General features: G+C 68.3%; 9 protein-coding genes. All 9 read right to left on the bottom strand.

The annotated features are described in order from the left end of the window. A complete protein-coding gene (locus ACJ8AT_RS10555) occupies positions 1-2,451 on the bottom strand; it encodes an FtsX-like permease family protein (RefSeq protein ID WP_407737538.1) in 2,451 nt (816 codons plus the stop codon). A 12-nt stretch (positions 2,452-2,463) separates the two neighbouring features. After that, the gene (gene lysS / locus ACJ8AT_RS10550; protein ID WP_407737537.1) at positions 2,464-4,014 is read right to left on the bottom strand and encodes a lysine--tRNA ligase; all 1,551 of its coding nucleotides are present in this window, start codon (positions 4,012-4,014) and stop codon (positions 2,464-2,466) included. Between the two features lie 387 nt (positions 4,015-4,401). Next, positions 4,402-4,788: an anti-sigma factor family protein gene (locus ACJ8AT_RS10545; protein ID WP_407737536.1), complete on the bottom strand. Its 387-nt coding sequence runs from the start codon at positions 4,786-4,788 to the stop codon at positions 4,402-4,404. After that, on the bottom strand, positions 4,785-5,408 hold the full coding sequence (locus ACJ8AT_RS10540; protein WP_407737535.1) for an RNA polymerase sigma factor: 624 nt from the start codon (positions 5,406-5,408) through the stop codon (positions 4,785-4,787). The genes ACJ8AT_RS10545 and ACJ8AT_RS10540 overlap by 4 nt, the downstream gene beginning before the upstream one ends. A 110-nt stretch (positions 5,409-5,518) precedes the next feature. Beyond that, a complete protein-coding gene (locus ACJ8AT_RS10535; protein ID WP_407737534.1) occupies positions 5,519-6,919 on the bottom strand; it encodes a hypothetical protein in 1,401 nt (466 codons plus the stop codon). Positions 6,920-6,942: 23 nt separating this feature from the next. Then, a protein-coding gene (gene prfB, locus ACJ8AT_RS10530) for a peptide chain release factor 2 (RefSeq protein WP_407737533.1) occupies positions 6,943-8,065 on the bottom strand; the annotation gives its coding sequence in 2 pieces (ribosomal slippage) (positions 6,943-7,995 and positions 7,997-8,065; 1,122 coding nt in all). Positions 8,066-8,097: 32 nt separating this feature from the next. Continuing rightward, positions 8,098-9,408, bottom strand: a complete 1,311-nt coding sequence (locus tag ACJ8AT_RS10525) for a DUF4105 domain-containing protein (RefSeq protein ID WP_407737532.1) — start codon at positions 9,406-9,408, stop codon at positions 8,098-8,100. Between the two features lie 75 nt (positions 9,409-9,483). After that, positions 9,484-10,329 carry an rRNA maturation RNase YbeY gene (ybeY, locus tag ACJ8AT_RS10520; RefSeq protein WP_407737531.1) on the bottom strand — a complete coding sequence of 282 codons (846 nt, stop codon included), beginning with the start codon at positions 10,327-10,329 and terminating at the stop codon, positions 9,484-9,486. Positions 10,330-10,353: 24 nt separating this feature from the next. Then, on the bottom strand, positions 10,354-12,873 hold the full coding sequence (locus ACJ8AT_RS10515; protein WP_407737530.1) for an HD family phosphohydrolase: 2,520 nt from the start codon (positions 12,871-12,873) through the stop codon (positions 10,354-10,356). Positions 12,874-12,925: the final 52 nt, after the last annotated feature.

Below are 12,925 nucleotides of genomic sequence, written 5' to 3'. Positions count from 1 at the left end.
CTACTCCGCCTTGAGGCCTTCGACCGGCTCCACGCTACTGGCCTTGAGCGCCGGGTAGATGGAGGCCAGGTAGGTGACGAGCACCGCGATGACCACGGCCAGGATGGTCTGCACCGGCTCGATCTTCACCGGGAGCGAGGGGATGTAATAGACCTCCGGATCCAACTTGATGCCCACCTTCTCGATGAAGATGCACCAGGCCAGGCCGGACAACAGGCCCAGCAGGCCGCCAGCCACGCCGATCTGCAGGCCCTCGGCGAGGAAGATCTTCACGATGCCCGCGTCCGAGACGCCCAGCGCCTTGAGCACGGAGATCTCCTTGCGCTTCTCCAGCACCAGCATGATGACGGTGGCGACGATCAGGCCCGCGGCCACGACGATGATGATGGAGAGGATGATGCCCATCACCAGCTTCTCCAGGCGCAGCGCGGAGAAGAGGTTCTTGTTCATCTCGCTCCAGTCGCGAGCCCGGTACGGGTAGCCCCCGAGCCTGCGCACCACGTCGGCGGCGATGCGCCGCGCGTCGTCGATGTCCGCCACCTTCAGCTCGATGCCGGTGGCGCCCTTCACATCGAAGAACTTCTCGGCCTCCTGGAGCGAGATGTAGACGAACTTGGAGTCGTACTCGTACATGCCCGAGTAGAAGACGCCCGCCACACGGAAGGCGCGGTTCTTCGGCACGGGCCCGGTGGGCCCCAGCTCGGTGCCCAGCGGCGAGACGACGTTCACCCGGTCTCCCACCACCACGCGCAGGGAGGCCGCCAGCTCGCGCCCGAGGATGATGCCCGGCAGCACCTGCTCCTTGGCCGGCTTGGTCGCCTTGCCGATGATGGGATCGACCTCTTCCTCGTCCGCGCCCTTGTCGCCCTTGCCCTCATCCTTCTCATCGTTGGCCGGAGGCGGCTCGCCGCCCGCGGGCTTGTCGTCCAGCATGGGCGAGCCCGGACTGCCTGGGCCGCGCTTGGGCAGGATGAGCTCCGGCTGCGTCAGGTAGTCCAGCGAGCCGCCCGGCAGCATGTACGAGGGCAGCTCCGTCACCTCGCCCACCGTCTTCGGGTCGATGCCCTTGATGACGACGCCGTCCACGTTGCCCTCGGAGGCGATCATCACCTGGTTGACGATGAACGGGGACTGGCCGATGACGCCGCGCACCTTGGTGATCTGCTCCATGAGCTTGGGATACTCGGGCAGATCGCCCGCGTACTTGCTCACCACCGCGTGCGCGTAGGTGCCGAGGATCTTCTGCTGCAGATCGATCTCGAAGCCGCTCATCACCGAGAGCACGACGATGAGCGCCATCACGCCCACGCCCACGCCGCCCACCGACAGCGCCGTCATCATCATGGTGGGCGACTGCTGGCGCAGCTTGAGCTTGTTGAGCGCCTGGGCCGCCGCGAGCGGATCGGCCATGCCCAGCTCGCGGATGCGGGTGCGCTCCACCGCCGCCTCCACGGCCCGGATGATGCCGTAGATGATGAGCGGCGGGATGATGCCCAGCAGCAGCACGGCCATGGTGCCCAGCAGCAGCGACGGGCGGAACACCGCCACGTGCCGGCGAGCGACGAACAGCTCGAAGCCCGAGCGCAGATCCAGCCGCCCGCTGCCCGCGGCGATGAAGCCGGAGTTGATGCCCAGCACCAGCATGAGCACCAGCAGGCCGAACACGAGCCAGTACGCCAGCTCCGGCCGGCCCAGCAGGCCCGCCACGTACGTCACCTCGCGCAGCCGGTGGCCGAACGCGAGCTGGAGCGAGTTCACCCGCTCCATCAGCGTGAGCACGATGGGGATGGGCAGGCCCAGGTAGAAGACGCCGATGGTGGCCTCGGGCATGGCCAGCCGCCGGGCGCGCGCCGCGCCGATGGAGCCCGAGACGAAGGCCACACCGCAGGCCACGATGAGCGCCACGGCAAAGGCCCACGGGGGCGCGAGCTGGAACCCCGAGCCGGAGCTGCCCCCGTCTCCGCTCTCCGCCAGGCCGCTGGACAGCAGCGTCTGCAGCAGGATGAGGACGATCTCGGCCAGCAGGATGCCGCCGCCGTAGGCGCCGAGCGTGCTCCAGTAGAAGTCCCGGTAGCCCGCGAGCCGGGGGTACAGCGGGGCCCCCGCCGCGGGGCTGGCACCCTCGGTGGGAGCCGGGGCCCGCTGGATGCCCGCCGCCAGGAGCCCCCAGCCGGCCAGCCAGGCGAGCACGCCCGCCACCAGGAACTGCGTGCCGTTGATGACCAGCGGCTCCTTGAGCGCGAGCTGCGCCGGAGTGAGCGACAGGGCGTTGAGGGTCTGCAGCAGGCTGCCCCACCCCATCACGGTCAGGCCGAGCCCGCTGGCGACCTCGGCCCACGCCTGGGAGCGCGAGATGGCGATCCCCAGGAGCACGAAGCCCACGGCGGCGATGAGCACGCCGCTCCAGACGTAACCCCAGCGATAGACGGTCTGTCGTTCGGCGCTTTGCACGAGGACCCTTGGCTACCTGGCCTGCGGCTTGAGGAGCGGGAAGAGGATGACGTCCCGGATGGACGGTGCATCCGTGAACAACATCGCGAGCCGATCAATCCCGATGCCCTCACCGGCCGTGGGCGGCATGCCGTGCTCGAGCGCGCGGATGTAGTCCTCGTCGTAGTCCATCGTCTCCTGCTGGCCGCGCTGCTTGGCCTCGAGCTGGTTCAGGAAACGGCCCTTCTGATCGATCGGATCGTTCAGCTCGGAGAAGGCGTTGGCGATCTCCCGGCCGGCGACGAACAGCTCGAACCGGTCCGTGATTTCCGGGTTCTGGTCGTTGCGCCGCGCCAACGGGCTCACCGAGGTAGGGAAATGGGTGATGAACGTCGGGTGGATGAGGGTGCTCTCGACGTGGTGCTCGAAGAGGGCGCCCACCAGCTCGCCGTGGTTCATGGTCTCGATGGCGCGGCGCTCGGACTCGGCGTGGGTGGTCTTCAGCAGCTCGTGGCGCAGCTTGTCCGGGTCGGACATGTCCTTGTCGGACAGCGCGCCGCCCACCGCCTCGCGGATGGCCTCCGTCATGGGGATGCGCTTCCAGCCCTTGCCGAAGTCCAGCGTGTGCCCCTGGTAGGCGACCTTGGTGTTGCCGGTGACGGCCTGGGCGGCCTCGGAGATCATCTGCTCGGAGAGATCCATCAGGTCCTCGTACGTGGCATACGCCTGATAGAACTCGAGCATCGTGAACTCGGGGTTGTGCCGGGTGCTGATGCCCTCGTTGCGGAAGTTGCGGTTGATCTCGTAGACGCGCTCAATGCCGCCCACCACCAGGCGCTTGAGGTACAGCTCCGGGGCGATGCGCATGTACAGATCGATGTCGAGCGCGTTGTGGTGCGTCTTGAAGGGCCGCGCCGCCGCGCCGGAGACCAGCGGGTGCATCATCGGGGTCTCCACCTCGATGAAGTCGCGGGCGTCGAGGAACTCGCGGATGAAGCGCACCAGCTTGTTGCGCTTGAGGAAGGTCTGCTTCACCTCGGGGTTGGAGACCAGATCCAGGTAGCGCTGGCGGTAGCGGATCTCCACGTCCGTGAGGCCGTGCCACTTCTCGGGCAGGGGGCGCAGGGACTTGGTGAGCGGGATGAACTTCGTGGCGGACAGGGACAGCTCGCCTGTCTTGGTGCGGAACACGGGGCCGGTGGCGCCGAGGAAGTCGCCCACGTCGCACAGCTTGAAGGCCTCGTAGGAGTCTCCGAGCGCATCCTTCTTCATGTGGACCTGGATCTCGCCGGAGCGATCCCGGAGCTTGATGAAGGCGGCCTTGCCGAAGGTGCGCATGGCGATGATGCGACCGGCCACGGTGTACGTGGCGGGGGCCTTCTCGAGCTCCTCGGCGGACTGGGAGCCGTGCCTGGCATGGATCTCGGCGGCCTGGTGCTCGGGGCGGTAGCCGTTGCCGTACGGGTTGAAGCCCGCCTCGCGCCACTTGCCCGCCTTGTCCAGGCGCTGCTGGTAGATCTCCTGCTCTTTGGACCCGAGGTCCGCCTCAGCCGCCTTCTCGCTCTTGTTTTCGGTCTCAGCCATGACGCGCCCTTCCAAGGGCGCGGCACCGTAGCCAAGCCCACCCCGGGACGCAACGCATCCTGTTGGCTCGTGTCCTGCCGGTGTCGTAGGGGGTGCCCCAACCTACCCGAGAGGGCGGGCTTCCCGGTGATACCATCATTCTGCGGGTGTGCTTCTTCCACTGCCGCTCGTGCTCGTCATGTCGAGTTGTCCTCGAGGCTCCTTCTGTGCGGACAGTCTCAACGGCCCGCTATGCCTCCCGAACTGCAAGGAAGGAACATGCCCCTCGGGCCAGCAGTGCATCCGGTTCGATGACGCCGTCTCGGCCTGTGCCACCGTTGCTGGGGAGAACTGCCAGCAAACACTCTGTGTTCGAGCCACGGCGCCGCTGAGGCCCTCAGCCCCAGCTCACGACGCGGACATCACCAGGAACGCCGCCACCGCCGCTGCCAGCAGCAGCGGGATGAGGATCTCCACCGGGAAGCGGTGGTACGTGTGCGCCAGGTGCAGCTTGCGCAGGCCGCCAAACCGCCGCTCTCGCTTCACCCGGTTCATCACCAGCGAGGCCATCACCGGCGGAGCCTTCTCCCGCTCCACCTTGCGCACCCGCTGCACCGTCTTCGCGTAGAGATCCCACCCGGCCCGGCACTCCTCGCAGCCGTCCAGGTGCGAGCGCACCGCCTGAGCCTGCGGCTCCGGCAGCTCCTCGTCGGCCAGCGCGAAGAACAGGGCCTTCGCTTCCCGGTGGTTCAGTTGCGGTTCCACGTCCATCAGTCTCCGCTGAATCCCACTCATTCCTCAAGCCGCCCCAGCAAATCCGCCAGCTTCTCCCGCGCCCGGTGCAGCCGGCTCTTCACCGTCCCCTCCGGCAGCTCCGTAATCTCCATGATCTCGTCGTAGCTCAGCCCTTCAATGTCTCGCAGCGCCACCAACATGCGCGCGTCCGGCTCGAGCTGGGAGATCGCCCACTGCACCCGCGCCCGCTCCCGTGCAGACTCCAACGCCGCATCCGGCGTCGGCGGGGCCCCCATGGCGGCAGAGAGCGCACCTTCCCCCACTTCCTCGTACTCGTCCGAACGGCCACGGCCTCGGCGTTTCAGGTACTTGAGGCGGTTGATGCACTGGTTCTTGCTGATGCGGAAGATCCACGTGGATAGCTTGGAGTCCTCGCGGAACTTGCCCACGTTCTGGTGGACGCTGACGAAGATCTCCTGGACGAGATCGTTCGCCTCCTCGCGGTCGCCCACCATCCGGACGCAGAAGTCGAAGATGCGGTCCTGGTGCTCGCGCACGAGCACCTCGAAGGCCTCGGGCTCTCCGCGGCGCAGCCGGGACAGCAGCACGCGCTCGCTCACTTCCGGAGCCCCGGCCGCCACTGTCTGCTGTGCGATGTCGAGCACTTCGCCCGAAGACACCCGTACCTCCCGCGGCCCGGCTCCCAGGGCACCCCTCCGAGCCTACTACACCGGCTCCGGCTGCCCCGCGTCCCCTTGGACACCAGCCCGGCCCGGAGGTTCCCGCCCTGTCACCAGGGAGTCTCCATGAACTTCAGGGCCTCATCCCAGGGTGGGGGGTACGCCTTCCACGCACGCCCTTGGAGTGTCCCTTCGAGGCGCTTGAGCGGCGCGCTGCCGCCATCCCAGTCCATGAGCTTCAGCTCCAGATCATTCCAGCGGGCCGTGGGCGCCGCGAGCTGAAGGTCCGTCCACGGAATCGAACACTCCATCCGGTAGCCGCCCGGGGCCTCGGCCCAGGCACAGGTGGCATGAGGCACCCCCGAGACCTGGACCTTCCCCTTCGGCGCGAGGGTGAGCACCGCGGGCCCCAGGCCCAGCGCGTCGTTCGAGGCCAAGGTGTCTCCGGCCATCACGTGATCATCATGAATCCGGACGAGAACGAGCAGCGCCCCCTCGGTCCACCGGAAGATCCACTCGGCGGACGCATCCTCGGGGCCACGCCAGTCGTTGAGTCCCTCCCGCACCTCCAGCAGGGTGTTCATCCAGAGGGTGGCGCCCTTGCTCCACTCGGGTTCGTCCGCCTTACCGTTGAGCTGGGGAGGCGCTCCGCTGAACTTGAGCACCTCATAGATCCCCTTCCCGTGCACGGCGGGCGGTGGCATCCCCACTTGCCACCGCGGCTGGGGACCTGAGACATCGGCGCAAGCGGTGTTGTCACAGCCAGTCGGACAGCCCCCCGAGCCCGTCATGCAGAGCTCGGTTCCCATGAGCGAGACGCTGACGGGCTCCCCGTCCACGAAGGGGAGAACCTGGGGCGCACGGCCCTTGCCCGTCCAGGTGATGCACGGCGGTTCGTCCCGCTCGTCCGCGCGCACGATCCCCATGCACCCAGCCTTCGAGCACACGCCGAACACCTCTTGCTCAGGCGGCTTCTGGCACGCCTTCGCGGCGGCTTGCCGCACGCTCTCGGCCGGTGCGGTTCCCGTGCACTCGATCGGCTGGTCCCTCAGCATGGAGCAGTGCCCGTCCTCGTTGGGCACAGGCCGTGCGGCGGCCGCCTTCCGAGGAGGAGCCGGCGCTTTCAGCAGGACCAGCTTGCCGTGCTCATCCACCCGGTAGTGCCGTTGGCTCGCCCCATCGCTGGAGCCCATGACGAGCTCGATGGTGTCATCGGGGAGCAGACGGAACGCGACTCTCCCGTTGAAGTCCACGGCCAGGGTCTTGCTGTCGGTCGGAGTGCCCGCGGTGTCCGCCGCGTAGAGGCAGGTGGCGCCGTGGTCAAACCCCATGTTGTGCCAGTAGGTGCCCACGCACAGCCGCGCCGAGCACTTCTTCTGCCCTTCCCCGTCCGCGATGACGTAGGGCTTGCCGTCATCGCCCTTCATCACCTCGCACCAGGAGTCATTCTCCTCCTGGGCTCGAGCAACCACCGCGAACAGCACCGCCAGCACGATGAGTGCCCGAGCCATGCTTCCCCTCTCTATGACTCCGCTCAGTCCACCGAGGCGCTGCGGTTGGGGTTCTTCACCCCCAGGAGCTGGGAGGTGATGAACTCATCCAGCTCGCCGTCCAGCACCGCGTCCACGTTGCCCGTCTCCACGCCGGTGCGCAGGTCCTTCACCATCCGGTAGGGGGCCAGCACGTAGCTGCGGATCTGCGAGCCGAAGGAGATGTCCTTCTTCTGCGCCTCCGCCGCGTCGCGCTCGACCTCGCGCCTCTTGAGCTCCAGCTCGTACAGGCGCCCGCGCAGGATCTTGAACGCCATGTCCTTGTTGGCCGACTGCGAGCGTTCGGTCTGGCACGTGATGAGAATGCCCGTGGGCAGGTGGCGCAGCTGCGCCGTGGACGAGGTCTTGTTCACCTTCTGGCCGCCCGCGCCGCCGCCTCGGATGAACTTCAGCTCGTAGTCCTTCTCGGGGATGTCGATCTTGATCGAGTCGTCCACCTCCGGGTGCACGTCCACCGAGGCAAACGCCGTCTGCCGCCGTGCGTTCGCGTCGAAGGGGCTGATGCGCACCAGCCGGTGCACTCCCACCTCGGCCTTGAGGTAGCCGTAGGCGTACTCGCCGCGGATGTGCAGCGAGATGTTCTTGTAGCCCGCCTCCTCGCCCGCGACCATGTCGGTGATCTCGACTTCCCAGCCGCGCTTCTCGCAGAAGCGCGTGTACATGCGCATCAGCATGGCCGCCCAGTCCATGCTGTCCGTGCCGCCCGCGCCCGCGTTGATGTCCATGAAGCAGTGGTTACGGTCGTTCTCGCCCGAGAGCATCCGCGCCAGCTCCAGCTTGGCCACCTCCGCCTCCAGCGACGGCAGCGTGCCCTCCGCCTCGTGGGCGCTGGCCTCGTCGTTCATCTCCTTGGCCAGTTCCAGCAGCGTCTGCGCGTCGTCCAGCCCGCGCAGCGTCTTGTCGAAGGCGCCCACGCTCGCCTCGAGCGTGGACTTCTCCTTCAGCAGCGCCTGCGCCTTGGTGTTGTCGTCCCAGAAGTTGGGGAGCGTGGAGTCACGCTCGATCAGCTCGATGCGAGACCTCTTGCGGTCGAGGTCAAAGATGCCCCCGGAGCGCCAGCAGGCGCTCGCGAAGTCCACCGATCTTCTCCATCGTATCGTTCGCCATGTCCGTGTCCTCGTCGGCGCGCAGCCCGCGCGCTAGGTTTTCAGGGAAGAAGGAAGGGGCTGCTGACCCGGAGCGCGGCTCCCGGCTGACAGCCGCGCCAGCAACCGCTCCAGGTTGAACGCGCCCGCGAAGCCCAGCGAGATGGGCAGGATGAGCGCGATCAGCCGCCAGTTGTCCTGGTTGAACACCGGGAGGAGCTTCAGCACCAGCCCGAGCACGCCCAGCCCCGCCAGCCCCAGCCAGATGACTCGCAGCCACGCCCGCGCCCGCTTCGAGCCGAAGATGAACGCGATGCCGAGCGGAAACACCAGCAGCGTCAGCGGGTTGGCCAGGAACAGGTTCTCGTTGCGGTACGTCACCGTGTGATCGGTGAACAGCCACATGATGAGCAGCGCCGTGCCCGGGAACCCGAGCCCCAGCCCCAGCACCACCTGCTCCAGCCCCAGCAGCACGCGCGGCAGGCGGCCTCCGCGCCGGCCCCAGTACCCCAGCCCGAGCGCGCTGGCGCCCAGGGCCAGCCCCATGAGCAGCATCCACGGGCCATAGCGCGGCGGCTCCTCCGGGGGAGGCGTCCGGTTGGACTTGTAGAAGTCCCAGTGCTTCGCGACGAGCGGCACCTTCTGCCCATCCGGCCTCGTCACCTGGAGCGAGGCCACCTGCCGCTCCAGCTCGTCCGGGAGGAACGCCTCGTCCCAGCGGGTGATGGGCCGGTCGATCTCGTCGTTCATCAGGAAGTCGAGCAGCACGCTCATCGGCGGGCTGACCGCGGTGTAGCGGCGCGTGTGGTCGCGCAGCGTCATCCGAGCCGGAGCGCTGTCGGCCTGCTTGAGCTGTCCGCCCACGGCCTTGTCGATCATGTCCCGCAGCCGGGTGACGCAGTTGTCGCTGTAGTGCTGGTAGAGGTAGTCCCGGTTCTCCGGCAGGACGTTGTCCGCGAGCAGGCGGCCAATCTCCAGGCGCTGATCCGGCGTGAGGTTCAGCTCCTGGATGCGGACATCCCGGTCCATCGCCCGGTAGAGCCGGTACGTGCCGGACGGGCTCGCCTCGGCGACCCAGAACTCGAGCCGCCCCATGGCGTAGCGCGCGAGCATGGTCGAATCGAAGCTGAACATCCCGTAGTTGTAGAGCCGCGCGGAGCCCAGCCGCTGGTCCTCCACCACCAGCGAGCCATGGCCCCACCACGAGGCCACGTCATCCCCGGGGCTGAACGTCACCAGAGAGATAACCAGGTCCTCGCCATGGCTCTCTCCGGTGCCCCAAGGCGGGCGGGAGACCGCGTGGGCCGGAGCCGCGACGAGCAGCAGGCCGAGCAGGCAGGCAATCAATGGCGCAGAGCGAGGCATGTTCCGTCCAACACGCGGGGGCCTGACTACCTATCACGCACACCGCGCGACACAACGAAGAGGTTCGGCCGATTGTCAGACGAGCCGCCGAGCACGCCCCGCCCGGACCGCGTCCGCCACCATGCCGCCCTCTCCGAGCAGCTTCTCCTCCAGGGCCGCCATCTTCCGGGCCTCGTGGGCCTTCTCGTGATCGTGCCCGAGCAGGTGCAGCAGGCCATGCGCCAGGTAGCGAGACACCTCCGCCTCCAGCGTCCGCCCGTACTCCTTCGCCTGCCGCTTGGCCGTGTCCAGCGAGATGACCACGTCGCCGAGCTGCCTCGGCCCCGGAGTGCCTCGCGGCAGAGCTCCCGCCGGGAAGCTGAGCACGTCCGTGGGCTTGTCCTTCTTGCGCCAGGTGCGGTTGAGCCGCCGGATGGCCCGGTCTCCCACCAGCGAGAGCGACAGCTCGCAGCCGTGCAGATCCAGCCGCTCCAGGAACGTGCGCCCCAGCGAGGCGAGGGGCCGCGCGAACGCCTCTCCCTGGGCATGCGCCACCTGCACGGTGACGTGGTTGGCCTGGGGCTCCTGCTTGAGCTCCTCGATGTGCGCCAGCTCGGGCCGGAACGCCGGCGCGCAGATGGACCAGTAGTCACACGCGCCCTGCCCGTCGTTGCGGTAGGTGACGCGCCGGCCCTTGGGCACCCACCCCACCTCGCCCGGGCCAATGCGCTCGCGCTTGCCGTCGATGACCAGCGTCAGCTCGCCTCGGAGCACGAGCACCGCCTCATCGAACTCGGGCTTCTGCGCGGGCTCGGACCAGCCCGGCGGCGCCAGCATCCTCGCCACGGACACCGAGGCGCTCCCCGTGGTGGCCGCGCCAATGAACTCCTCGATGCGCTTGCCATCCTCGCGGGGGATGAGCTTTCCCTTGCGCAGTCTCACGGTTCGACTCCTCGGGCGGGCGGCTCAGGCCGTCTTGGCCTTGCTGTCCGGCTTGGACGTGGGCGCCACCATCAGCGGAGTCCCCTTAGGGCCACCTCCCAGCGCCCCGGCCGGGTACTCGGGCCGCGCGTGGTAGATGCCCTCGAGCGTGTGCAGGAAGGAGCCGGCGATCAGGTTCAGGTCCTTCAGCGTCAAGTCACACTCGTCCAGCTGGCCCTCGGAGAAGATGATGTTGATCATCTTCTGCACCTGCGCCTGGAGCTTCGGCTTGGTGGGCTCGGGCATGGCGCGCGTGGAGGCCTCCACCGCGTCGGCGATCATCACCAGCGCCGCCTCGCGGAACTGGGGCTTGGGGCCCGGGTAGCGGTAGATGCTCTCGTCGATGGGCTGGGGGTTCTCCTTGCCCTCCTGCTCCTTGGAGGCCTTGTGGAAGAAGTAGCCCACCATCCGCGTGCCGTGGTGCTGCGGAATCGCGTCCGCCACCAGCTTGGGCAGCCGGTACTGCCGGGCCATCTCCAGGCCTTCCGTCACGTGGCGCTTGATGATGACGGCGCTCATGGCGGGCGCCAGCGAGTCGTGCCGGTTCTCGCCCTTCTGGTTCTCGCCGAAGTAGAGCGGGTTCCGGCCCTTTCCGATGTCGTGGTAGTAGGCGCACGAGCGCGCCAGCAGCGGGTTGGCGCCAATGGCCTCCGCCGCGTTCTCCACCAGCGTCCCGATGATGATCGAGTGGTGGTAGGTGCCCGGGGCCTGGACGATGAGCTCCTTGAGCGCCGGGTGGTTGAGGTTGGCCAGCTCCAGCAGCTTGATGTCCGAGGCGTAGCCGAACAGCGCCTCGATCAGCGGCGTGAGCGCCATCACCATCACCGGCACCGCCAGCGTGGTGCCCATGAAGGCGAACAGCGCCGTGAACGCCGTGTCCCCCGTGAGCCCCTTGCCGTCCACCAGGAACAGGAACAGCACGTCCACCAGGTTCACCGCGCCGGTGATCAGCCCCGCCTTGAAGATGCCCACCCGGTCACGCGCCCGGGTGATGCGGTCGGCCGCCACCAGCGAGCCCACCAGCGTGTAGATGCCGAACGACAGCGAGTTGCCCAGCATCACCCCGGCCAGGCTCGCCAGCACGATGGCGAAGAAGAGCGACAGCTCCTCCGAGAGGATGAAGCGCACCAGCATCGCGCCCGCCGCCACCGGGAAGGTGTAGTAGAGCGCCTCGATGGGCAGCGCCGTGTACCGGTCCTGCACCGCGTCCGCGATGGACACCCAGAGCTGCAACAGCCCCAGCATCACCACCAGCAGCATCGCCAGCAGCAGCCCGTCCTTGCGCGTGGGCCGGAACCGCCGGAAGGCCGTGCGGCAGAACACGAAGCACGCCGCCACCAGCAGCGCCACCAGCCCCGTGCCGCCCACCTGCAGCTGGAGCAGATCCAGCCGGTCCGTCTGCGCCCGCATCCCCTGGAGGATGACCAGGTGCGTGTCGTTCACCAGCTCGCCGTCACCAATGACGCGCTGCCCCTTCTTCAGCGAGATGACGGCGTCCTTCACCGCATCCCCCGCCTTGACGCGCCGCGCGTTCGTCTCGGCGATGTTGATGGTCAGGTCCGGCCGCACCATCCGCTTGGCCAGCCGCAGCACCGCCCGGCGCTGCACGCCCGGAGCATCCGGCAGCAGGTTGCCCGGGATGGAGGCGAACCGATCCATCTCCGCCCAGGCCTCGCGCGTGTCCATCACGTTCGCCGCGTTGCCCGGCAGCACCTGCTCGCCGCTGTGGCGCACATCCCGGACGGTGATGCCCTGGGGGCCCTCGCGCGTCAGCTCCTCACGCGAGCCGGCGATGTAGAGCGGCCCCCGCTCCGAGCCATACGCCCGCTCCAGCAGCACCAGCGTGGCCGCCTCGGCCTCCTCCGAGAAGCCGTTGGCCAGCAGCGCCTGGAAGTCCTCCGTCTCCAAGGCCGTGTCCCGCTGGCCGAAGAGCAGCTCCTGGAAGTCTCCCTGCAGCGCCTCGCGCTCCTTGCGCTGGCGCTCCAGCTCCTCGGGCGTCGGGGGCGGCGCGGGCTTCTTCGCCTTGCGAGCCTCCGCGGCCTTGCCGTCCTTGCGTACCTCCGCCTCCCCTTCCCCACCCGCGGCCTTTTCCGGGGGAGCCTTCGCGGCCACGCGCTTGCGCATCCGCGCGAAGGCCTGCTTCACCGCGCCGCGGATCTGATCCACGACGTCCGGGTTCAAGTCGTAGACGGGACGGACGGTGTTGCGGGCCTCCTGGCGCCGCTGCTCCGTCATCGCGCTGTAGACGATGTCGTAGTCCCGGGCGGCCTTGAAGCCCGCGGGCGAGTTGGCCCGGAAAGGCTTGCCCAGGTGCTCCGCCGTGAGGGCTGGGATCTGCTGGCTGTAGAGCCCCGGAGAGATGACGAAGCCGGCGGCCACGGACACCACGAGCAGCAGCGCCACGAGCGTCAGGCGGCGGCCCCAGGCTTTGTCGCCCAGCCCCAGACGGCGCATCAGCGCGTCCAGCGGGCTCGGCCTGGGGGGGGTGGGTTCCGGTTCGGCCATGGGACCCCGACCCTATGCAAGCCCGAACGGCGGTATCAAGGACCCAGGGCTT

This window comes from Hyalangium sp., assembly GCF_045802625.1.
GTDB lineage: Bacteria > Myxococcota > Myxococcia > Myxococcales > Myxococcaceae > Hyalangium.
The sequence above is the reverse complement of the archived record's forward strand: the minus strand, read 5'-3'. Positions and strand labels throughout refer to the sequence as shown.